This is a genomic window from Tolypothrix campylonemoides VB511288_2 (genome assembly GCF_045999855.1).
GTDB lineage: Bacteria > Cyanobacteriota > Cyanobacteriia > Cyanobacteriales > Nostocaceae > Scytonema > Scytonema bouteillei_A.
In genome coordinates this window covers 743,700-766,427 of record NZ_JBFPMW010000001.1, presented here as the reverse complement: position 1 = coordinate 766,427, position 22,728 = coordinate 743,700, and the positions used below count along the sequence as shown (strand labels likewise).

Here is a 22,728-nt window from a genome sequence, read left to right as displayed (position 1 = left end):
CAACATGAGTATCTTTAAACAAAAAAGAACTATGAAATTAAGTAGAATTGGTTTGGTTTTAGCTCCAATTTTAGTAACATCCGCCACTTTTCTTCCTTCTCAAGTAAGAGCGCAATCGCGAATTACCTCAGTAGGCGATGCTGCTCTTAATGCAGCCGATTATTGTCATAAGAATGCTCCTGCATTTTTGCGCGATCGTCCCACACATATTAAGATTATGGGTATTCGCTGTTCAGAAATTGTTCACAAAGTTGTTGCAGCTCTTAGGGCAGCTAAATATCGTCCGACAGGTTTGAATTTACAATCAGATAGAGATTTGACAGTTTTTATCAACGGAGCTTCTCCTATTCTTGAAAGGGATGCTTCCGTTATTGAGAGTATTAAATATGCACGAGAGGTATTTAGAGATAATGTGATAGAGACTATTCTCTTGGGAGCAATTGGTGCATATGCGTATCTTGATTTTGGCATTGACATTACTCACAATTCGCGTAATCGAATGCTTGAAACATCACAAGCAGCAAGGAATCCGGGGAACTTAAGAGCGTCATCAAGATCTAACTCCTCAACAGTGGCTTTGCCTCCTCCTAATTTGCCTTCTCTTAATTTGCCTCCTGCAAATGCACAAAAAAAGATTTTAAATCGGCAAGTTTTAGCCCAAATTTCTAATAATATTTGTCAAAAATATGTTTCGTTTCAACAAAAATATCAAGCTTGTAATCGGTTAACAGTTAGCGGAGTATCGGCTTTAGATAACTCCAGACTTAATCCCATTGGTGTGAATTTAAGAAATGATTTACAGTTTCAAGCTTATCTAAAAAAAGCGGGAGAGGTGTTAACTAAGGATAATTATTTTATTTCCTCTTTTACATTGGCTTCGAGTCATTTAACTAAACAAGAAACTTCAAATATTTACTTGTCCATCATTATTGCTTATAGTGCGTTTAAGAATCAAGGTTACTAGAATTATCGTAATCTAGTTCATAGTAAGGAATTTATTCCTGCTTTGAGGACTCAATTCATTAATACTAATCTGTAATAATTGACGATGAGGATAATCTTTTCTATAGATTTTTCAATTTTCTATACTTGTTAATTCAGTTAAATGTATATTAGATTGAGGCTTTGTGAAACTCGACATTAGTAACATTTGCAATCAATAATTTATGTCTAAGCTCAGAAAAAAGCTAGTAAATATATCTTTCATAGGTGGTGCGATCGCACTGTTACTTATTCCTACCATCCCTTCTTATGCTATCAACTTGAATAGTATTTTTTTCATCTCCAAGAGTGACAACAGTAATCAGGTGCATTATGGTATACAGACTAATCCAGATTGCTCGCTGAAAACTGCTAAACCTGTGTATCCTTATTGGAAACTTCAAAATGGTCGGTTAGAGAGTTTGCTAGCAATTGAAGTTCCAGCCTTTGGTATTGCCCGCTAATCAGTTTCAGGTGATGAAGTAGTTATAGAAGTAAACGGCTTCAAAGGACGAGGAATTGTAAAACCTATTATGATTCGGTCTACCCGATCGGGAAGTCAAGAGTGTCAAATATCAGCTTTTACACAAATCAACGGCGAAGTTACTCAATTGCAGCAAGTGCATATCGACTTGACTAGAAACGGTTTCTTTGGGCTTGGTGGTACGGTTCACAGCATAACATTTTATGGTGTCAATCAAAAGCAAGAAAAGATTATCTGTAAATCTAATTGTCGTTTCTAAGCAGCAGAAGTCATTATATAGCCGGAATGAAAGTTAATAAACTCTGCCCGTTCATCTTGTCTGAATATGGGAAATTTACGTGCTGTAGGCTTTAGTCCTAAAATATTAATGCAAATAGACGATTGAGGATTTGTGATTACCAATCTGTTGGCTGGTAAGCGGCGACGTGGTGGAAACTTGGAAGAAGATGCTCGCTCGTATAGTGAATGTCAAGTATTCTGTAGCTGATGTCAACTCTCTATTTCTTACTTTTGAATCATTGTTCTTTTGCTATTATTCTCAAGTTTTCTAAAGAAAAATTATAAAAGTCTGGAACATTTATTATTATTTTACGTCAAAGAAATTATCATTTTGAACTAGAGCCATATACTAAATTGTCATTATTCATCTATATATTTCTATAGCTAGAACGATATGAAATTCCCTCATCTAAACTTGAAAAGTATTGTGCGAATCGTGCTCATACTAATAAGCTGGCAGACAATTGCAATTATCTTACCTCCAGGCGATACGGCTTCAGCCGTATCGCCTTTGGCTTATCGCGCTCTCTCCCAGTTGCCTTCTGGAACACAATCTCCCGCAAAAGCCAAGCCCTACCCCCGTCGTCCCTTCAAACTGCGCGATCGGGTTCCTCCTAACAGTTCCTTCTACCAATTTCGAGAACGTTTAAAGCAAGCCATTCGCGAGCGCAATGCTAAATTTATTCGTGCAATGGCAGATCCAAATATCAAAATTACCTTTGGATCTCCAATCCCTTTCAGTTCGCTCAAATTTGACGATTCCAACTCACTCTCTTGGAAACGATTGGAGCGAATCATGAGCATTGGCTGTACCCCTTATGAAGCCCCTGCGGGAGTTAAATTGGATGCCTATCAATGCCCGCACGTGTCTCAAGCTTCCTTAGGCGATCCTTTTACCGATGTTTACATCGTGGGTGAAAATATAAATGTTCGCGCACAACCGCGCAATGATAGTCAAGTCATTGGAGTTTTATCAGATGAGGTTGTTAAATCCGATCCGAGTGGATTCTCTCGCCTGACTCAACAGCAACGGCAGGAACAGCAAACCTTTGAAGGCTGGCAGCCAATTATTACTCCTACAGGTCAACGGGGCTATGTTTCCAGTCGTTATGCCTATTATCCTGCGGGATATCGCGCTCGATTTGAGAACAAGCAAGGGCAGTGGAAAATGACGGTTTTTATCGCCGGAGATTAGTCTATTTCCTCATGTATACTGCCATCCACTGCTTCCACTTTACTGCCATCTCCTGGGTAAAGTGACAGTTCCTGCCATTCAATACAACCTTCAATCAATTGGTTTCAATCCCGTTTCCGGGAATCGCTAAGTTTCAAGTGGAACGTCTGGTCATGAATCGATGTTGCTTCTTGTTTCAATCCCGTTTCCGGGAATCGCTAAGTTTCAAGTCAATCCAGATTTAAGTCAATTTTCAGATCTATCTGAAAGTTTCAATCCCGTTTCCGGGAATCGCTAAGTTTCAAGTTGTAGTTGCAAGCGCCCGTTCCGATAGATTGGCAAGTTTCAATCCCGTTTCCGGGAATCGCTAAGTTTCAAGGCAACAATCAATACACTCAATGCATTAGACCAAGGTTTCAATCCCGTTTCCGGGAATCGCTAAGTTTCAAGTTGTGGAGTACAGGGAGGAAAGGCACACAACCACATGTTTCAATCCCGTTTCCGGGAATCGCTAAGTTTCAAGCAAATGGCTGCTTTTTTGGCAACTTTAATCAAATGTTTCAATCCCGTTTCCGGGAATCGCTAAGTTTCAAGAAACGACCATTTATGAAATCGCGGTCAGTCAACCGGTTTCAATCCCGTTTCCGGGAATCGCTAAGTTTCAAGATGAAGATATTAAAATAGGGTCTACAATTATCCTTTGTTTCAATCCCGTTTCCGGGAATCGCTAAGTTTCAAGAATATTGAGCATCTTCAAAAAACTTGGAATCAAGAGGTTTCAATCCCGTTTCCGGGAATCGCTAAGTTTCAAGTTCTGCTAATTTGCTTCATTAACTCAGGAAGCAATTGTTTCAATCCCGTTTCCGGGAATCGCTAAGTTTCAAGAAGTAGGCATCCTCACAATAAAAATTGGGTTTATGCGTTTCAATCCCGTTTCCGGGAATCGCTAAGTTTCAAGTCCGCCATCTAAAACCCTTACAGAGCAAGGACTCTACAAGCAGTTTTGGCAGATCGAAAAAATGACCTCATTTCAGCCTCGCTTATTGACATAAAATATCAATAGTGCCGAATATCAAAATGCTACAACTATTAACTTGTCTAGGTTCTGGCGATTTTGGCAGAACCCCCCAGGTTTTAGACTCCGCTTCGGTTTGCCAAACATCAATCTAGTAACATTATAGACGTACTACATCCCAACGTCCAGAAGCGGTTAGATATCTTCATCTTAATTGAACCGATCGCTGGTCGCACAATCGCAAAGCACGTACAACTAAAGAATAAAGCTGCAAAAACTCAATTTCATCGCGATCGAATTTATTCAAATCGAACTCTTTGAGGCTGTAAACACGTGTGCTCAAACTCGGCTCTGGCAAACGATCGCCATTCGGTAAAAAACGTACCATACACCGCCAACTGTCTGCGATCGCCTTCTCATATCCCGCACACAATTCAATCTGCTTTAACTTTGCCACATCCTTACTTTGAAACCCCTCAGTCCAAGCCGAATGGTGGCGACCTGCTGCCATCATTACCGTATAAACAATGTATGTTATTTTATCCTTGTCAGAAGTATACCGACACAATAATGGAACCAAAGACTGTTTGAGAACTTCCCGTGCTAAAAAAGCACTTTCCACCGCATGATTGGGACGCTTATTTTTCTTTTCATAGGCTTTTAAGTCGGTTTTTTGTTCTGGCTCATCAGGATTATAATCGGTATGGGCTAGCAAATATTCCCTTGGATTTTTCCCTCCATACTTGGCATGAGCAATTTTCTGCCATCCCCGCATGACTTCTTGCCATTTTGATTGTAATTTTCCTAGATCGTGGGTAAAAATCGCCAAAAAGACCAGAACTTCAAACAAAGCTTCGGCTTCGTTGATTGAAAGACTGGGTAAGATTTTAGTTTGAATAAATTTACCACCAGCTACAAGCAATTCATCACGGACAGCAGCATACTTGACTTTTACTGATTCCCCATTTTTCAACAAAATTGAGTAAAAATCTTCTCGCCATAATTTCCACATCAAAACCAAATGCCCAACATAATTATCCATCCGATAGCAATACTGAGAAATAATTGTTTTGTCTTGTTTGGGCGGCGATTTAAATTTATTGCCTTTGACATCAATACCAATTCTTAGACCAATATACTCGTCGTAATTAATATAACGAGGATTGACAAAGATTCGATAGCAGCCAATTAAAAAATCACGGGAAGTAATCGGGCTCAAAACAGGTTGGCTGTAAGATTGAGATTTATCTTTTGGCGTTTCAATCCGTTTAAAAATCCAATCATTCCCAAAACCTATGTTCTCTTGAAAATCTTGCCAAGCTTTACATAAGGTAGAAATCGGTACCGAGAAAGGCAGTAATTTTTGAATATCGTCAATCTCCTTATCGTCATCATCGAAGAAACTCGATTCTGTCCAGGTAAATACACTGCGATTATCGACTTTTCTAATTAGCTCGACTGCTTTTGATTCATCTCCTTTAAAAACGGTATCATAAAAATTATTCTCAAACTCCATTTCGATATTTTCGCGACGTTTGAGAGTGAGCAAATCTTCATCTCGATGAACGCGATTAATCCATTCCTCCTCAATCCGAAAACCCACATGCTCGCGGGCTTGCTCGGAATTGATATGAGCTTCTAAAACCTGCCAAGTTAACTCACAAATTTCTTTTTGATAAGGTAAAAAGCTTTCTTTCTCAGTTTCTACTTTCTCAATCACATCGACATTAATAAAATCTTTTTCTATGATTGGAGATTCTTCAACTTCAAATAAATCTGTTTCTGCTAAATCTCGATTCTCTCGGTTTACCTCCACCTTTCGATAAATAAAAACTTCCCCATTTTCTCCCGGAAACCTTGCACAGCGTCCCGCACGTTGCAATAGCGAATTCATCGGACTCAGTTGAGTATGTAAAACTTCGCAGGTAATATTAATTCCTGCTTCTATGACTTGAGTAGAAATTAAAACTTGACAAGGATCATTTTCTGCAAAATTATTCTCTCGCCAATTTTGAGAAAATACATCTTTCAAATAGCTTTCCTTCGCAGCACGGTGCTCTGGTAAAAACCTCGCATGTAACAGGGTAATTTCTATCTCAAAATCTTGATTTAAGGCTTTCAAATCTCGGTAAATTCCTTGTGCTTGAGAAACCGTATTACAAATGACAATTACTCGCTGACGTTTTTTCTGTTGAATATCATTCCAAATCTGCTGCGCTGTCAGAGGTTGGGAAACGGTACGAAAAGTTCGACACCGATTGGCTTCAGTGATTTTTAAATCAACATCTTCAACTCGAATAATTTCCATTATGAATCTTCGATTATTTCCTTAATTTTTACCGCTAATTCATCCGTTAACGTCGCCGTCATCAATAAAACTGGGGAAATCCCCTTAATTTGCTGCAACACCTTTAAAACAGTAGTAAAAGACCTGTCAGGGTCGAGTAAATGCAGTTCATCAAACACTAAATAAGACGCAAAAATCGCTCCACAATTGACATTACCCGAACCACGACCAACTGAATAGGGAATATTTAAAAAACTGCTTAACATTTGGTCGATAGTACAAAAAATAATATCCCCCTCAAAACGCGGATCTTCCGGGTTTTCCCCCGTCTGTAAAGTCACCACTAATTTTCTTTCCAGGGGATAAACACTTTCCCAATTTGCAACCAGCTTCTCTACCCGTTGACGCAGACTGTTTGCAAGGGTACGTAAAGGTACGATATAGATTAACTTATTGGGAAAATCGAGCTTGAGGGATTTCGCAAATAGAAAGGGTGCGATCGCAGTTTCGGTTTTCCCCGAACCTGTAGGAGCGCGAAGCAGGGTATCTTCACGGTTGAGAATGCGATTGATGGTCTGGGTTTGGAAGTTGTAGGGATGGTGGGTGGTGAGGGTATGAAAGAGTTGGTGAATATCTGTTTGAATTGCGTTACTCATGATATTTTACATTTTTGATACTACCGTCATCTTTTACAGCAGTAATTTTGACTTTGACATTTTGTCCTGCTTCCAAGAATTTTGCTGCTTTATGCTCTTCTGTAGTTTTTTTTGTTCCATCTGGTAATTGATAAGTTACTTTCATGCTCTTTATATTAGAAACCGTTGCATCCAAAATTTGACCTATCGTAAATTTGGGAGATGCTTTAGTTGGAATATTTGTTTTAGGTTTTGGTAAATTTGCGTTAGAAGTATTTCTAAATCTCCGCTTATCTTCTTTTGATTCACCCATTACCTGGAATGGTGTTGGAAGCACTGGACGGTTTATATACTCCTTCGCATCAATCGTCATATAACGAGTGTCATTAGGTAATGGAGGCTTATCACACCGCAACATCAACAAAAGCATCTGAATGCGGGGTATATCATCTAGTTTGACTGCATTGTATCCTTCTGGATGGTCATCAAGATGGATATTATTAACGATAAATTGTTCAAAAGCATTAATGCAATATGTCGATATTGAATCTGTATTGCTTTGGTCTTCTTCTCCCGATAACCATTGATTATTACTACTATCAAATAATTTCGAGTAACGCTTTTGACGGTTATTCAGTAAAAGCTGGTGTTCTATTTTCACAGCACCCATTCCTAATGGCTTACCCATACCTAGAGATAAACAATATTGAGGTACTGCTGCTTTTTGTAATATCCACAGTATCGCACCTAGCTCGATATCAGCGAGGTTTTCAAAGTGGATATCAAAAGTGAATTTTACACCTGCTCTTATGGGTTTGATTTTAGTTATTTGAGTTCCCTTAGCGTTATCACCTTCAGGATGTTCGATATCAGGATTCTTCCCCTTATGCCAATATAATTTATGACCACGAATGACGGTTTCTCCTACTTGGTTATCTTTCGGTGGTTTGCTTGCATAATGCCTAAGTTGTATTTTTTCAGGACTAGTTTGGACTAGGTAATGTTGAAACGTTGTTGGTTTGGGATTGGAAAGAATCTTGGGTGTAATTGTTTTATCAGGACTTCCTGTTAGCCAAATATCATCATTAATTGTTTTTTCACAAATAGCATGTCCGATAAAAATTCTTCCCTTTAAAGCAGAATGGAAGTTATTAACAGTACTTTGCTCAATATTACTTTGATTCTCGTTATCTTTACTTCTCACATATCCAAATATTGCCTCAGCTAAATCAATTCTATTAGATTTACCAATGTTTTTAGGAATAAAATCAACTGCTGAAGCTGCTTTTCCATCTTGTAAGGGTGAATAAGGAATGCGAAAGTTTGGACAATGACCAAATAAAGTCACTTCTGTTTGTCCGCTTTGAGGTTCGCAATAAAAAATAGGTTTTCCTTCTTTTAAAACTCCAAAATCTTTATCAAAAGGTTCTAGCTTTTGAAATTCGGTTAAAGCACTTCGATAGTGTTGAACAGCAACACTACTAATCGAGATGCGATCTATATTATGGTTGATTTCTGGAACAATACAATGATTGCGACGATGGAGATTTGTTGGATCGTCAGAAGATTCCAGCATATTACCACTGGTGACTAAAACCCCTCGTTCGCGATAACGCTTTTGATTTGCGCTTACTTGTCCGGTAAACCTTCTTGGACTTTTAAAAAGTGTATCGCCAAAGCTAACATCTATATACTGTGGAATATAGTTTTTTTGATTCATCCTAATCAAAGTTTGAATCCCTACTAAATCTCGCTCTTTAACCCAGATAATAGAAGACTTTTCAATCATTTTTGCAGGTTGAATATACCAGTTATCCCCTTCCTTCACTAAATAACCAGCTTTAACATTTTTGAGAAGCTTTTTATACTCACTCCCTAATGGATCGTCTCTTTTTGCTGCAACAGCACGAAAGAAAAACCTTTTTTTATCCGATACCAGTTCCATTTTACTAAAACTAATAATCTCGATTAAATTTCTGAGCATTCCACGCAAGCTGCTAGCGGGAATCACTGGCTTTCTGGCTTTAGATGCTATCTCCGTGTAGAAAAAATCTGGCAAATCTTTTGATTCTGCACCACATTCAAATTCTTCTTTAGTTAAACCACAGCGAATATATAAAGGAGATTCAGTTGTAAGCGTACAATCGATTCTACCTGTATAACGTTTTTCGGATTGGGCATAGTAAACATTATGCGAAGGTAAAGAATCTGCTTGAATCTCAACTATATCATTGGGTAACTCAACAAAATTATAAGGTGCTCTAGCTTTTCTAGAATCTGGTACATTTGTTAAATGTCTAGGCAACATTTTTCAATTCCTTCTCAGTTGTAAGATTAACTAATCTGCTTAAATAAATACGAGCTACGCCTGTTTCTACGTCATAATCAATATAGTGACGAACACACAAACGCAATGGACGATATAATTTTTGATTGCTATCAAAAGAGATATTAATTAACGGAACAGCATGACACAAACCTTGAGAACCATCCGATACTAAGGTAAAACCATTGCTAATTTTTTCTGCTTGTGTACCCCAAAGAATCTGATTTTCAGGAATAAGCTCTGTATTCTTTTCATCTTCAATAACACGCGCTTGAAAACCCTCATCTGTTTGCCAAAGCATCACTTCAGAGTTTTCGCCAAAAATCCGACACTGTTGTAACGTTGAACAGCGCAATTTAGCAAATTCAGAAAAAACGCTATCTGCTGTTATTAAATTTTTATCTTGGAATTTTCCCCAAATAACCCCATCTTCCGCATGGGCTAATAAATATTTCAATTTATATTTATTCCCTTGTTCTTCCAACCAGTTTTGCAAATTAAAATCTACTGGTACTTTTATAGTTTCGCATTTAGGTTTATTCAAGGTGTCACCTCCAGATGTAAAGCTGCAACAAATTGATTTAACTCTTCCGGGTTATCGATAGTCAAATCTTTATTACTAGAATTTTGTACAATTGCCCAATTTTTATCGCCATATTGAATAGTTGCATTTTCACCTTTCAACCTTCCCCGTCCAATACTACTGGTTCCTCCAACAGTTAGATCGCCAGTCCACAAATCTTTGAGTAATAAAAGTAATAATCCTATTTCTGGTTCTTTTGGGTGACGTAGTTGCAGTGTAATTGTGAGTTTTGTTTTATCATTGCCAAAAACTGGTTGCTCGTTGAATAAAGCACCATCTAAAGCACCACCAGTAAATCTATCGATCGCAATTCGATTCTGTACTAAGTCGGTGGCGTCATTAATTTCAACTTCATCGACAACTAAACGACTTGCTCTTGCTTTTTTTGTCTTCTCATCCACGAAGCCAAATATCTCGTTAATGATATTTGTATGTTTTTGAATAGTATTAACTATCCTTTCCGCACGATGTCGCAACGCACCAGTTAAACTCGTACCTGATAATATTGCTTTTGCTTCCCCATTCCGTCGAGATTTCAGATGGACAACATCAGGTGCTTTATCGGTAGATGCTTGTCCGGAACGAATTAGTAAAGGACTTGCAAGGGTAAATGTAGCTTGGATAGTTAGATGTTGTCTTTTATCTTCCTCTGCTGTAGTGACACCCAAAGCATCCGCAATATTGCCGTGAGTTGGAGAACCTTCTAATAACCCTGTTTCCCAATGGGGAAATTTTAGCCATTTTATACGCTGTTTGTAATCTCGCAAATCAAACTGAAATACTTGCCATTTTTCCACATGACAGCGACCAAAACCGCGAGTTTTCTTGATTCCCAAACGAATTTTACCTGTTTCTAATCCTTGTAGGCTAATTATTAATTCTCTAATTAACTGCTCTCTCTCACTTTTTTCATCTATTAATAATTCAAAATAGAGGTTAAATTGGGTTCCTGATTCCAAAAATTCTAGATCGTATTTTGCCCCATCGTCTGCGGTTTTCGTGATGCTATTAATTTTTACTCCATCACGTAATTCTAAGCCGATCGCGTCGTTACTGAGAGCATCATTCACAAGCAGAGGGCTTTGCTCTCCATCGTCATCACTACGCTCTCCACCAAACAAAATCAAATCATTTTTAGTATCGGAGGCATTGTTATGTTCTCCCAGATAGTTTCTTAAAGCTCCCGCAATTGAAGAACCCATTAATAAAGCTTTATCTTCAATACTATCTCGTAAAATTTCTATATCTATGTCGCTATCATTATCCCCACTTCCAAAACAAGTAGGAGTATCTAATATCAAAACCCCTTTTATTATTATTCTTTCGATAATCTGGCGTTGATTTCTAATGTGGATGCGAGCGCAACTCATTATTTAATCTCCTTCATGGCTTTTTTTGCAAGAGCCATAATTAAACGTAGGGTGTATTTTTCAGCTAGTTTACTTTGTTTGGCAAATTCATCAGTAATACTTCTCTCTATATTTGCAACATTAACTGTTAGGTCTTGCTTATTGCTTACCCAAGTCCAAGATTCTGCATTTTTTAACCATTCATCAAGTTGGTGCTTAAGAGAAGAATTTTTCTCACTAGGGTAAATTTTTGCTCTTTCCAACTGACCTTGTGCATAAGAAGGAAGATTATTCAATAGTGATAGTACTAAATTGCAATCGCCAGTAGACAGAGCTTGTCTTGCAATTATTTGTATGCGGGAAAGCTGGCTGTTACTAATATCTCCTTCAATCTTCTTTCGTGCAATAAAATTTTGTAGCGCTCTTTCAATTTTTTGGTCTAGTAATCTTTCTGCCATCTGTGCTGCTAACGTGTGTGAAAAATCTTCTTGTAGTTCCGGTTTGTCTTTAGAATTTTTACTTGGTAAATGAACTCTATACCTAGATTTATCTAACCAGTTAATCGCAACTCTGCCAAAACCTTCATTTCGTCTTTCTCCAATACCTCTTGCTTCAATGTCTCTAATCGCATCTGGAGTAATATCAAGTTGTTCAAATACAAACACACTACCTGCTGCAAATGCTGCAACTTGAGGTAGAGGTAAGCCCCATTTACGGTTAAATCCTCCAACTAAGGTGCTGCTTGCATAACTTCTTATGTATTGCAATTTTGTACCCATACCCAAGATTTTCTCTATTTCTTGTGTGAGTGGTGCAGGATTTTTGTTGCATGCAGAGGGTGGAATAATAGCATATTGACCCCATTCATCACGCAAAATTAAGTCACTCAGCAGTGTAACTGTAAAACAATCGCTTTCAATTCTAGTGTCAGGAGAAATATGAACTTCATCCCAATTTGTAGAAAGTTTAACATTACTGATTTTAATATGTCCGTATCCGGCAGTTCGAGAACCACCAAGCCAAATATCCTCTGATTTTTGCAGTAATTCCATCAGGAAATTAGCATCAGTATCGTTACTACATATAATTACAGCTTGAAAAGTTTGCTGGCGATCGATTGCTTCGTAACGAAAGATTTCACCCTCTCCTTGAAGTTGATTCGTTTGAGGATTGCGTTTAATTTGAGTCGAGCGTCCTTGTTTGCGATCTCGCTGATTGTGAATATTAATTCTTCGCTTTTCTTTATATAGCGTTATCGAATCACTTTTTTTGATGCAAAAACCTTCACCAATAAATTTAGGGTTATCCAATTCATCGCTTTGCTCGATTCCAAAATCGAAAATTCTGATTTCTGGCAATTCATCATTTAACTCTGCATCCTTCTCTTTGAACCAAGAACGCACAATAGGTAAAGTGCGGTTACATTCATTACTTAGTAAATAAGCATTGAGATACTTGGTACTGTTAGCATCAAAAAATAAACGTTTAACTTCATCATTATCTAAATCAAGCTCCTGCAAACCATGTTGCTTCAGATAACGTCCAATAACCCCACCACGAATCATGCTACCAGGGATGTAAGAATAGGAAATATCACTATTTGGATCGCCTTGAAATGAAGTTGCAAGTAAAGGTTGTTGAGTATACAACGAAACAGTAATTACTTTCACTTAAACTACCTCCGGAATTTGGCCAAAAATATTGATGTAGCGATTCATATCTTCTTTGGAAATACCATCAAGGGTACATCTAACATTTCCCCTACCTCGATTGCGTCCGCTTCCTACTCGTCTCAATGCTAATGTACTTACACATAAAAGTGATAATATTTCATCATTGGGTTTAGTCTCAAATAATAAATCTGCCTTAAATTCAAGTTTGCGAAGAATGACTCGAAAAGAACGCAAACTTCCTTTATCTGCAACGTAAGTTTGATTATCAATAGCTGTTTGACGGCGAATAGCAGTCAAAGAATTAAGAACATCTTTTTCTGTTAATTCCTTCTTTTGTATTTGCCAAGTTACGACTTCTCGTAAATCCTCTGGTAAATATGCATCACTAACATACATCGCTCCCATGGTTTCTAAAGTGCTACCAGATGAACCAAATAAAGTGCAAGCAATATTTTCCCAGTGAGTCCGAATATTTGGGTGTAAAGTTAATAATAAATTATCGCATTCCTCACTCAACAAACCCTTTAAACTTCGTCCGCGTAAGTATGGAAACCCAGAGGAATCATGTTCGACTTCTTGGTCTATTAGTCCAGCAACACCATCACCTCTACCAAATGTTGTATCGCTTAAAAGTTGAATTTTGAGAGAATATTTAATCATTTAACCTTCCAGATCCAAATAAAATTCCATCGCTTCAATTGCATCAAAATATCCACAACGTCTGTTAAGCCAACCATTTTTTGATAACTGCTCATTTTGACTGCTAGATTTTGGAAAGAATGGCAGTTGTAATTGCGATGATTTGCTATAGTTCCATAAAAATTCTTCAACAGCTTTGTCAGAAGCTTGACGCAAAACCTCCCGTAAAGCCATCACTTTATTATGCTTCCCTTTCCAATTTTCCCCTATTTTAAATTCTCTAACAACTTGGGTAAAACCATTCCAAGTACGCCAATCGCTGCGATCGCTTCGCAAGCGTACCGGGCGCATTGTCAAATCGTAAATCCCGCGATCGTTATAGATTTTATACTCGCGATCGCGAATCTCCGAGATTGAACCAATTAAACCACTTGCTGCTAAATGCCAATCCAAAGCAGAAAAAGATTCATCTTCAAATTTACTCTCTTTGACAAATTTCTTTGCTGATTTACATAATTCTTCGCTAATGGCGTAAGCTCGTGCAAAGGGATAATGAGTTTTGACAACACAAACACCAGCACAAGCTGTTAAAGCTTTACCATCACTGACTGTTTGGTTTTCAAATGCTTGGAGAAATAAAGCTGCTAATTCGATGCCAATTCGAGCCTCACTAATAAATGTAATATCATCTCCGGCGTAAACTAAAGGACGAAAAGGTAAATAACCTTGAGCATTTAGGTTAAATTCTCCAAGATTACCGACTACTTTTCCTTGTTGAATGGATTTAACTAGAACACGTGCAACTGCTTTGAGAGCATTTATACCAGCAATATCAACACTTTTAGAAAAATCTCGGATTGCATTAATGTAATCCCGATTAGTTTTTCCCTTACCATGATTTTTAAATCTCTCTCCCATGCCATTACCATCAACATGAATCACTGCTGCATAACTTGATTCACCTTTAGAGCGACCTAAATGGTCAGTACGATAGGGAAACTTGTAAATATTTCGATCTACTTCGTTTGCAAATATTTCTTGTAGTTTTGTATTCGCTTGGCTGACTACTTCTAACTTTTTCTTAGTTTCGGTAGAAACTAAATAGCTATCCGCATCTTCCTCATCACCATAGTCAACATATTTTTCACTTTTACCTACTGCGGGGAGTAAGGTTGAATTACAGCTAGCACTGACTCCCAAACCTAATAGTGGAGCAGAAGACATTCGCTCATATTTTTGGCGCTCGATATCAGATTTCTTTAAATCCTCAACGACTGCATATAAGTTATTGTCAATTTCATCATTCCAATCAAAATCTTTATGAGCAACTAGTAAATGAATTCCTGGTGCTTCTTCTAATACTTTTCTACTCAATATCTGGGTAAATTTAACTGCAATTTCCCGCGATTTGAATACAATTAGAGCATTGCCACCATTTGCATAGATTCTTTCTGCATTTAGTTGGCTTTTTTCGATAGCATCTTCTTGTCTACCTTTTGGCACATTGAATTTTTGGTCTAAAATATCTTCAATCCAATATTGAGTTGCTTGCAATAGTAAAAAAGATGCCCCACTATTCTCACGCAAACGATTACTCTTGAATATGTAATTCTGTTTCCCAGTTGTATCAATAACAGTTACAGTATATTTCATTTTGTCCCCACATCGTTTTGATTAATCCAAGTATTAAGTTCTGTAGCTAAATTCTCTAAATGTTCTCTACCAAAAACTGCAATTTTTTTGTCTGGTAGCGTTCCAGATATTTCTGCTTTCAAAGAATCTGGTTCATCAAAACAGCAAATCAAAGCAACTCTTGCTTCATCTCCTCCCATTTGCTTTGCCCTTAAATATGCTTCAAACAGCTTACTTTTACATAATTTCCTGTCGCTTATAGTTGTACAGGATATAGCAAAAAGCTGATAACCGCGTGTAAATGCAACATCAAATTCAAACTTTTCAGTGCTGGTGAGTTTAAGCTGAAAATTCATTCCATAATATTGTATAAATTGGTCATTTGCAATAGTTTTTACTCGTTCTAATACATAATGTTCTAGCCATATTCCATCTAGCCATTTACACAAATCCTTTATCTCTGGAAATAAATCGATAGATTTTACATTCGATAAAGCAAGTTTGCCTTCATCATTCAGTAATTTTTCGTTTTTCAAGACTTCTACAAAACTTGATGGCAAGTCATTTAAGGATACAAATATCTTGGCTAAGTCAGTGTTACTTTTCCAATTACCCCAAGTACCATTTTTCTTTATACGTGCTTCTTCACAAAATATTTGGAAATACCAATCAAACCAGAGTTTTTTCTTCTCATCCTCACCAAATATTTTGACAAGTTCCTTAGTTAATTTAGATAATTTAATATTTTGTGTTGGCTGTTTTTTGAATTCCAATCCATGTAACTGAAAAAGCTTTACCAGTTCAACTTGTAAAGTATCGGGTTTAATTTTCAAGCGAACACGTTCATTGTCTTCCCTATCTATACATATTTCTAATCGACGAGGGTCAAGATAGCTAAAAATAATATTTTCACGTCGCTTATAAAGTGTATTAGATTTGTCTTTTATTTCTTCGTAAAATAATGCTCTGTAAGAGTGTGCGGACATGGCTTTCGTACCACCTGTATAATTTAAGCCTACTTTCCCGCTTTTAATACTCCCAAGCTTCTCTTTTATTTGCTGCTGAATATAGTAAGCATCAGACTCATAATCATTGAGCGATCGCAATTCTATATCCTTAAAACTGTTTGACTCGCTTTTTAGAATGTCTTGCAGTCGCTTCGCTGATTTTTCTGTATCCGTTGAATATACCAAATACGCAGTTCCACCTTCATTCAACAACAAATTTGCTGCAACGTAGTTAGGTAAAGGATTTTCACCAATCAGCAAAAACAAATGGTCTACTTTATACTCATCAAACTCAAATGTACCCATACGCTAAATGTATCCTTCTCAAAATTGCCACGCTCATTATGGCACACGGTCGGAAATACCCCCTTCCGAATAGCTGCTAATCTATAAACAATAAACTAAATAGCTCAAACTGTTATGATTACCATATTTAAAGACTATCCAGATTTTAACCTTTTACAAAAACTCGTCAAGGGTTCCCTCGACCAAAGCCAAAATTTGACCCGTGCAATTAGACTGTGGGCATTACTACGGTGGTTATATAGCAAAAATGGCTACACAAAGCTTGCTGAGCCTTTTACTTACGCAGATTGGCGCGAAGCTTTTTTTACCGAAACTCACAAGGATGAGAAGCAAGCAGATATTCTCAACCATCAAGATTTGAATTGTGCTTGCACTAAAACAACCAGACAATGGTTATTAGAGTTAGAAGTACCCGTTGACAAATGGCAGGATTCTTTACTAGCACAAATATCCATAGCTACATCGGAACTGGAAAAAATTCTCGAAGAAAGATTATTTGCCCAGGTTCGTAAATCTTTACAAAGTGATTTTGAATTATTAGTCAGTCGTAATTACCTACAAAGAAGCCAACATAATACTGGTAGAAGCAAATATTATCAGCGATCGCAAACATTACCAAGTTGGAAAACAAAAGAAAATATTACCCCTCTAGCAAGCTTAAGTATGAAGAAACAAGCTTATTTAGCAGGGACTTTAGGTTTGTTTAGCTTCCTCGACCCTAATTTACCCGTATTAGCTGAAGAATTTTCCGAGGAGGAAATAGATGAGGACAATCATCGTGTATTTCTCTATGTTGATTATGTCGTTCCCGATTCTAGTCCAACACAAGATGCTGTAGATGAAATTCAAAGCCAATTGCAGGAAATTTGGAACTATGAAAACGTTCCACCTTTACTTTTCACATACCATAGCGCACATAGGAATCAAGTTAAAGAGTGCGTTGTTTATCCAGTCTGTATTTATTTTATGGAGCGTGCTAAATATCTGTGTGCCTATGGAACAACTCCACACAATGATATTAACTGGTACAAATATCGTCTCGATCGAATTCTCTCTCAACATATAGAAGAATTATCTTGGCAAGATATTCGGGTTCCACAAATTTTAAAAGAAATTAATGATAATCATCAATTACCAACTCCCAAAACCATCAACACAAAATTAAAAGAAGCTTGGGGATGTGATTTTTACAAAGAAAAATCATTAATGGTATTACGGTTTGACCAAGACTTCCATCAGCGCTATGTCGATAGCATCAGTATTCATGATACTTTTGTAAAAATTACTTACGAGCAAGCATTTACTCTCCTTCAACAGCATATACTCGACCAAGAACATCGGGAGGTCATTTTAAATATTCTCCAATCTCGTCCGAGTAGCGATGCATATTACCAAGTCAATTATCGAGTTACCGACTATTACGTTATCAGATGGTTACGAGCTTTAGGAGCAAAAGTTGAGGTTTTATTACCATGGAATTTACGTCAGGAAATGACTCGTGAGATCCAAGATATGTTTAATCTATATAAACACGTTGTTGGAAGTAATTATGAATAATGCCATACACTGAGCTTCTTCTAAGAACCTTCCCATATGTTCTATGGCTTTGTCGTATTGAATCTGGTGAAGCTTATCAGTGGATTCTGCTTATACCAATTTTCTATGAAGATGCATACAATTAGCCTGCGAAGGCAGGCTTTGTTTGTATAGCCCCACTCTTCTAGAGTGAGGGCAATAATGTGCAAATTCACATAGAATTGGTATTAGGGCGTGTTTTCACTCGTATTTGTTTAATCTCCTAATTTTCTAGCTCCCCCTAAATCCTCCTATGAATTGAGGGACTTTTAAGTATCTTAGCCTCCTAAGCTATGGTGGTGTACACAAGTCTTCTAAAGTGCATTAAAAGCGGTTTCGATCCCCCCTAACCCCCCTTAAAAAAGGGGGGAACTTAATTCCCATTCTCCCTTTTCACTATGTTTCATCTCTTTTCTAGAGATTTGTGTACACCCTAGCTGGGGTTGGGGGGAGATGGGGTGATCTATAAGAGTTGGAAAACACGCATTAGTACCCATTTTTATGGCGGAAGAGTAAAAAGCGTTGAAGAAGGCAGTCAGCTGATATCAAGTTTTGTTTGCAGTTCTTGTGCAGTTAACACACAAGGGGCGAAACTCCTACCAACCCACATATAACAAAAAAAACCTCGGTGAAACCAACCGAGGTAAGTAGGAGAAGTCCGAATGACGATGAGAACTGATACCGAGATTCAATATTTTTTAGCTAACACCCAAGCCCAGCAACACTAAGGCAACAACCAGCAAACTGGCAAACGCACCTTGCAATGCATATTGGCGTTGTTCCTGAGTGTTTGGGGAACCACTGTAGTACATTTGTGGTTCTGTTGCATAGTTATTGAGAATCCCATTTTCATTAACTGTGGTATACATAGCTCGTTTTTTTATTTATTAACTTATGTAACTAAATTTAACAATATTGTTACAAAAAGTCAATAGAGCTTGACAAAAAAAAGCCCGATCGCTGTCATGAGTACTGCCGATCGGGCTTTGGAAGATTTATAAATTCTGTTCCCAGTCATGATGCACGCCAAGACAGCGCAACTAAAAAGCAATTCCAACAGAATTGGAAGGCTGGAGAGGAACGCGAGGTGAAGGAGACGGTAACAACCGCCAAACTTTAATTGTCTTATCGCCGCTACCACTGACCAAGATTTGCCCGTTGGGACTGAAAGCAACAGCATAAACTCCCCCTCCATGACCCTCAAAAGCCCGAAGTAGCTTTCCTGTCTTCAAACTCCACAGTTGAACTCTCTTGGCTTGACCCCCACTCGCAAAAACCAGCCCGTTGGGAGCGATCGCAACACTTTCTACAGTACCGAGATGGGCAGAAAAATTTTGCAGTAATTTTCCCGTTTCCACGTCCCATACTTTGATATTTTTGCCGTCTGTTTGTGGAAGGGACTGAAAACTATCATCCCCACCGCTATTTACTAAAGTTTTTCCATCGGGTGCGATCGCGACTGAAGTGACCCCAGATGATTTTTGAGGAGGAACAAGACTACGCAACAGTTTACCCGTACTTAAGTTCCATAATGTAATTTTGCCATCATTGTGACCCGCAAACAAAGTTTCACCATCGCGACTAACAGTAAGAGCAAAAGCCCCCGATTGCACGGTGCGAAGTTGCTTTCCATTTGCCATATCCCACACCTTAACTATATCTAAGCTCCCAGTAACAATTCTTCCATCTGGAGTGATAACAATTGCTGTCACTCCACCTTTATGACCGTTCAAAGTGCGTAACAGCTGTCCTTTTTTCAAGTCCCACAGCTTAACTATTCCATCCCTATCACCACTCACTACAGTTTGTCCATCCGGAGCGATCGCAATAGACTTTACTCCCTTTGAATGACCCGACAAAGAACTCAGTAACTGTCCTGTTTGAAAATTCCACAACTTAACCGTTCCGTCATCACCACCACTAGCAAGAGTTAGCCCATCTTGACTTATTGCAACAGCGCGAACAGGAGCTGTGTGTCCCACCAAAGTACGAATCAATTGACTGTTTTTTTGCTGAAGTGGAGTAACAGGGTTTTGACCAATTGAGACAGAGCTAGCATGGATAATAGGAGACAAACGGGTCGCAGAAAGAGGCGTCATACCATTTTGAAAAAAAGATGCAACACGCGAAATCTGTAAGGGTGCAAGGTATTGCGCCCCCATGAGAGATAGCACCGCGATCGCTAGCCTGCAATTTGACTTCAGTATCATTCTGGAAATCGAGATATCTTAATGTATCAATTGACTCCACAACCTTCTCTCTGTTCCACCGCTCATTGGTCATTGGTCACTGAATCATCTAGCAATTCCGGACACAAATCTGGTTCTGTAGTTTCCTCTTGGGGCGAGTTTGAGACCATTGCAGCAATATCTGTGAATTTAGGATACAAAGGAGACACAACTGCCACTGGTGCTTCCCAATCTAAATCTAATGCTTTGTCATCACTTGGGAAACCATTGTTTGTCATTGCCGACTCAGTCGCAGTGCGATCGGAAACACGAACCTCTGTATCGTTAATAACTTCTGTTGATGGTTGCACGTCTTTTGCGACTTCTTCCGACTCTTCCTCTTGGAGCGCAACAGGTGCAGACAAAGTGGTGTCTTGAGTTAATCGTTCATCAGCTGCTAGTTCATCCCAAACATCAGGAAAAGGAGGGTACACAGCCTTTTGTGAAGAAGTTTGTCCTTGGGATGAATTGGGAGACAATATGACTCCCGACTGAAAATTCCCGTCTTGCCGCGATCTTCTTTTATAGGAACGCCATAAAATTAAACCACCTAAACTTAAAGGTATCATCAACCAAAACACAGAAGCGGTCTGTTGCGTATTGTCACTCGTATCCGGAGGAGGTGCAAACGCTCGATGGCTCGGAGAAACCAATTCTCCAGTCTCCGTTGGAATAACAGCATTTGCAGACGTTGGGGTAGGTGTCGCCTCAGGGCTTGGTGAAAGAGTGGGGTTCGTTGTGACTGAACTGAGGTTTGAAAAACTCGTGTTTTCTTCAATAACCATACCTGCTAAGTTTTGGGTAACAGCCACTGTGTCGCTGTCCCTAGCATTTTCTATCGCTTGCTTTCCTTCAGGCGTTTTGGCAAAAGCGAGAAAACGACTCGCAGGTGAACTCGGATTTTTCTTGTAAACGTATACTAAGGGCAGTGAAAAAGGATACTTGGAGTCTTTTGGCAAAGTCCCGTGTACTGGAACAACTCGTACACCTTTGAGTTGCGAAGCCCGATCTGCTTTGATATAACTAATACCGTCTATACCCAATTGCTTTACGAGTTCTTCAGTGTCCTCTTCAGTTATCTCAATTGTGTTGGAACGTGTGGTAAAGCCTTTCGATCTAAAGATAGAGTACCCGCCCAGAGCTTGGCGTATCTCGCTAGATTCGGGGCGATCGATGAAACGAATCTTACCTGGAATGCGCCCCAACCGCGACCAGTTTGTCATTCTTCCTCGAACAATTCTGGCAAATTGCTTGATTGTCAGACTACCCTTAAAAGGATTATTTTTCCCTACAACAATGGCAATTTTTTCACGCCGCAAGCGCACTAATTCCAAACCTTGAGCTTTTTCATCTGGTGTCAAACCACGTCCAATTGCTGCTATGTCAATATTTCCTTTTTGCAGAGCTTTGAGTGCAGCCTCAGTTCCCCTAGCAGCCACCTCTACTTCTGTACCAGAAATTCGTTTCTCAAAACCTTGTTTCAAAGTTTGGTTAATTGCTAACATTCTGTCGGTACCATCAATCCGTACCTTAAAACCACGTAGAGTTTCTGGAAGGGGAGAAGACGAAGCCTCAGGAGAAGATTGCGCCCGTGTAGAGCCCGACACGAAAAGAGTTGTTACTGGGGTCAGAATTAATGCCAGCAGTAAAGAGAAACTGATTGTCGAACTATCTTTTTTTTCTTTTTGCCACATATGCCCCAACGTTAAGGTAGCGAAATTCAAAGGTCTACCAGTCTCAAGTACAATTTTTCTGAAATAAGATGCATTAATTATACAACCCTGTCAATGTTTTTTCCGGTGAGGAATTTACTCATGTAAATTCTAACCCTAGTTCACTGTACACTCTCAAAGCCATAGAAATTTAATACTTATTTTTTCTTAATTGTTTTTTATTAAAAATTTTATAATTTTCTACATTTCAACTAGCATTAAAAACAGAACCTGGGTTGGGTTGGATTGCGAACCAAAACCCAACTTATGGGACATTTGCTAACGCGATCGCCAGTCACCGCTCGTCGGTCACTAGATAATTTTACCAACGACTGAAAAATAAATATAAAACCCCCAGTGGTAAGCTGGAGGAATTGGGTTTTGTCTTATGCTGTGGGTCTTTTAACAAGACCTTATTTGTTATAAAATATATTCTTTTCCTAATTTCAAGAGTTGCCAATTTGCCACATTCACAGCAAATTTTTATTTCCATTATTTTGCCCATAACAAAACCCTAGATTTATAATCTAGGGCATCTGGTGTTGCAAAGATGATGTGCATGACGATTTCTTTCATTAATCTATCTTTTTCATTTTATAAAAAAACGCCAATTTGGCTTAATTTTATAAAAGAATGCCAATTTGGCAAAAACAAAAATCTAACATTGAACCCTTATTGTTGGGTTTCGTTCCTCAATTTTCTAAATCATTTCTACAAGAATTGTTGGGTTTCGTTCCTCAAACGCCACGTCACTCAACGGGTGGAACCCTCCGAAGTTTGCTATTGGGGGAAACCCCCAAGCCGCAACTTCTCTCCGCACGTGAGTGGCTCCCCAACCTACTT

The 22,728-nt window shown here is 38.5% G+C and carries 17 protein-coding genes and 1 CRISPR repeat array; of the genes, 5 read left to right on the top strand and 12 right to left on the bottom strand.

Annotated elements, in window-relative coordinates; genetic code table 11:
• The first annotated feature begins 31 nt into the window (after positions 1 to 31).
• The 4 genes from AB0756_RS03305 to AB0756_RS03290 all read left to right on the top strand — a co-directional run bounded on the left by AB0756_RS03305 (position 32) and on the right by AB0756_RS03290 (position 2,939).
• Positions 32 to 964, top strand: a complete 933-nt coding sequence (locus AB0756_RS03305) for a hypothetical protein (RefSeq protein ID WP_038078314.1) — start codon at positions 32 to 34, stop codon at positions 962 to 964.
• Positions 965 to 1,166: 202 nt separating this feature from the next.
• The gene (locus AB0756_RS03300; protein WP_038078317.1) at positions 1,167 to 1,445 is read left to right on the top strand and encodes a DUF4833 domain-containing protein; all 279 of its coding nucleotides are present in this window, start codon (positions 1,167 to 1,169) and stop codon (positions 1,443 to 1,445) included.
• Between the two features lie 69 nt (positions 1,446 to 1,514).
• Positions 1,515 to 1,724: a hypothetical protein gene (locus AB0756_RS03295; RefSeq protein ID WP_050046510.1), complete on the top strand. Its 210-nt coding sequence runs from the start codon at positions 1,515 to 1,517 to the stop codon at positions 1,722 to 1,724.
• Positions 1,725 to 2,180: 456 nt separating this feature from the next.
• Positions 2,181 to 2,939: an SH3 domain-containing protein gene (locus AB0756_RS03290; protein ID WP_167844816.1), complete on the top strand. Its 759-nt coding sequence runs from the start codon at positions 2,181 to 2,183 to the stop codon at positions 2,937 to 2,939.
• A gap of 101 nt (positions 2,940 to 3,040) precedes the next feature.
• A CRISPR array of direct repeats spans positions 3,041 to 3,876; the repeat unit is 37 nt; unit sequence GTTTCAATCCCGTTTCCGGGAATCGCTAAGTTTCAAG.
• A 262-nt stretch (positions 3,877 to 4,138) separates the two neighbouring features.
• On the opposite strand, the gene cas3 is transcribed toward AB0756_RS03290, so the two are convergent.
• Genes cas3 through AB0756_RS03245 form a run of 9 tightly spaced genes read right to left on the bottom strand, consistent with a single transcriptional unit; the run spans position 4,139 to position 16,370 of the window.
• The gene (gene cas3 / locus AB0756_RS03285; protein ID WP_038071715.1) at positions 4,139 to 6,241 is read right to left on the bottom strand and encodes a CRISPR-associated helicase Cas3'; all 2,103 of its coding nucleotides are present in this window, start codon (positions 6,239 to 6,241) and stop codon (positions 4,139 to 4,141) included.
• Positions 6,241 to 6,876 carry a DEAD/DEAH box helicase gene (locus AB0756_RS03280; RefSeq protein WP_167844817.1) on the bottom strand — a complete coding sequence of 212 codons (636 nt, stop codon included), beginning with the start codon at positions 6,874 to 6,876 and terminating at the stop codon, positions 6,241 to 6,243. The genes cas3 and AB0756_RS03280 overlap by 1 nt, the downstream gene beginning before the upstream one ends.
• Positions 6,869 to 9,163 (bottom strand): TIGR03986 family type III CRISPR-associated RAMP protein, encoded by a 2,295-nt coding sequence (locus AB0756_RS03275; RefSeq protein ID WP_038071716.1) that lies wholly within the window; start codon positions 9,161 to 9,163, stop codon positions 6,869 to 6,871. Before AB0756_RS03275 ends, AB0756_RS03280 begins: the two co-directional genes overlap by 8 nt.
• Positions 9,153 to 9,725: a type III-D CRISPR-associated protein Csx19 gene (gene csx19 / locus AB0756_RS03270; RefSeq protein ID WP_038071718.1), complete on the bottom strand. Its 573-nt coding sequence runs from the start codon at positions 9,723 to 9,725 to the stop codon at positions 9,153 to 9,155. The genes AB0756_RS03275 and csx19 overlap by 11 nt, the downstream gene beginning before the upstream one ends.
• Positions 9,722 to 11,134 carry an RAMP superfamily CRISPR-associated protein gene (locus tag AB0756_RS03265; protein ID WP_038071720.1) on the bottom strand — a complete coding sequence of 471 codons (1,413 nt, stop codon included), beginning with the start codon at positions 11,132 to 11,134 and terminating at the stop codon, positions 9,722 to 9,724. The genes csx19 and AB0756_RS03265 overlap by 4 nt, the downstream gene beginning before the upstream one ends.
• Positions 11,134 to 12,783 (bottom strand): RAMP superfamily CRISPR-associated protein, encoded by a 1,650-nt coding sequence (locus tag AB0756_RS03260; RefSeq protein ID WP_038071723.1) that lies wholly within the window; start codon positions 12,781 to 12,783, stop codon positions 11,134 to 11,136. Before AB0756_RS03260 ends, AB0756_RS03265 begins: the two co-directional genes overlap by 1 nt.
• Complete coding sequence (locus AB0756_RS03255; RefSeq protein WP_038071726.1) at positions 12,784 to 13,446, bottom strand: RAMP superfamily CRISPR-associated protein; 663 nt, start codon at positions 13,444 to 13,446, stop codon at positions 12,784 to 12,786. It lies immediately after the preceding gene.
• Positions 13,447 to 15,078, bottom strand: coding sequence for a Cas10/Cmr2 second palm domain-containing protein (locus AB0756_RS03250; protein WP_038071727.1), 1,632 nt, complete (start codon positions 15,076 to 15,078; stop codon positions 13,447 to 13,449). It lies immediately after the preceding gene.
• Positions 15,075 to 16,370 carry a Card1-like endonuclease domain-containing protein gene (locus tag AB0756_RS03245; protein WP_038071728.1) on the bottom strand — a complete coding sequence of 432 codons (1,296 nt, stop codon included), beginning with the start codon at positions 16,368 to 16,370 and terminating at the stop codon, positions 15,075 to 15,077. Before AB0756_RS03245 ends, AB0756_RS03250 begins: the two co-directional genes overlap by 4 nt.
• A 114-nt stretch (positions 16,371 to 16,484) precedes the next feature.
• On the opposite strand from AB0756_RS03245, the gene AB0756_RS03240 reads away from it, so the two are divergent.
• A complete protein-coding gene (locus AB0756_RS03240; protein WP_038071730.1) occupies positions 16,485 to 17,927 on the top strand; it encodes a TIGR03985 family CRISPR-associated protein in 1,443 nt (480 codons plus the stop codon).
• Positions 17,928 to 18,643: 716 nt separating this feature from the next.
• On the opposite strand, the gene psb34 is transcribed toward AB0756_RS03240, so the two are convergent.
• The 3 genes from psb34 to AB0756_RS03225 all read right to left on the bottom strand — a co-directional run bounded on the left by psb34 (position 18,644) and on the right by AB0756_RS03225 (position 21,867).
• Positions 18,644 to 18,814 carry a photosystem II assembly protein Psb34 gene (gene psb34 / locus AB0756_RS03235; protein WP_038071733.1) on the bottom strand — a complete coding sequence of 57 codons (171 nt, stop codon included), beginning with the start codon at positions 18,812 to 18,814 and terminating at the stop codon, positions 18,644 to 18,646.
• 171 nt (positions 18,815 to 18,985) lie between these two features.
• Positions 18,986 to 20,155: a WD40 repeat domain-containing protein gene (locus tag AB0756_RS03230; protein ID WP_082051853.1), complete on the bottom strand. Its 1,170-nt coding sequence runs from the start codon at positions 20,153 to 20,155 to the stop codon at positions 18,986 to 18,988.
• 62 nt (positions 20,156 to 20,217) lie between these two features.
• The gene (locus AB0756_RS03225; protein WP_050046507.1) at positions 20,218 to 21,867 is read right to left on the bottom strand and encodes a substrate-binding domain-containing protein; all 1,650 of its coding nucleotides are present in this window, start codon (positions 21,865 to 21,867) and stop codon (positions 20,218 to 20,220) included.
• Positions 21,868 to 22,728: the final 861 nt, after the last annotated feature.

Bases quoted from the DNA above. Each gene is read 5' to 3' on its own strand.
- AB0756_RS03300 (WP_038078317.1), top strand. From the start codon at position 1,167: ATGTCTAAGCTCAGAAAAAAGCTAGTAAATATATCTTTCATAGGTGGT.
- cas3 (WP_038071715.1), bottom strand. From the start codon at position 6,241: ATGGAAATTATTCGAGTTGAAGATGTTGATTTAAAAATCACTGAAGCC.
- psb34 (WP_038071733.1), bottom strand. From the start codon at position 18,814: ATGTATACCACAGTTAATGAAAATGGGATTCTCAATAACTATGCAACA.
- AB0756_RS03240 (WP_038071730.1), top strand. From the start codon at position 16,485: ATGATTACCATATTTAAAGACTATCCAGATTTTAACCTTTTACAAAAA.
- AB0756_RS03245 (WP_038071728.1), bottom strand. From the start codon at position 16,370: ATGGGTACATTTGAGTTTGATGAGTATAAAGTAGACCATTTGTTTTTG.
- AB0756_RS03230 (WP_082051853.1), bottom strand. From the start codon at position 20,155: ATGATACTGAAGTCAAATTGCAGGCTAGCGATCGCGGTGCTATCTCTC.
- AB0756_RS03265 (WP_038071720.1), bottom strand. From the start codon at position 11,134: ATGAGTTGCGCTCGCATCCACATTAGAAATCAACGCCAGATTATCGAA.
- AB0756_RS03225 (WP_050046507.1), bottom strand. From the start codon at position 21,867: ATGTGGCAAAAAGAAAAAAAAGATAGTTCGACAATCAGTTTCTCTTTA.
- AB0756_RS03255 (WP_038071726.1), bottom strand. From the start codon at position 13,446: ATGATTAAATATTCTCTCAAAATTCAACTTTTAAGCGATACAACATTT.
- AB0756_RS03250 (WP_038071727.1), bottom strand. From the start codon at position 15,078: ATGAAATATACTGTAACTGTTATTGATACAACTGGGAAACAGAATTAC.
- AB0756_RS03275 (WP_038071716.1), bottom strand. From the start codon at position 9,163: ATGTTGCCTAGACATTTAACAAATGTACCAGATTCTAGAAAAGCTAGA.
- AB0756_RS03305 (WP_038078314.1), top strand. From the start codon at position 32: ATGAAATTAAGTAGAATTGGTTTGGTTTTAGCTCCAATTTTAGTAACA.
- AB0756_RS03295 (WP_050046510.1), top strand. From the start codon at position 1,515: ATGATTCGGTCTACCCGATCGGGAAGTCAAGAGTGTCAAATATCAGCT.
- AB0756_RS03280 (WP_167844817.1), bottom strand. From the start codon at position 6,876: ATGAGTAACGCAATTCAAACAGATATTCACCAACTCTTTCATACCCTC.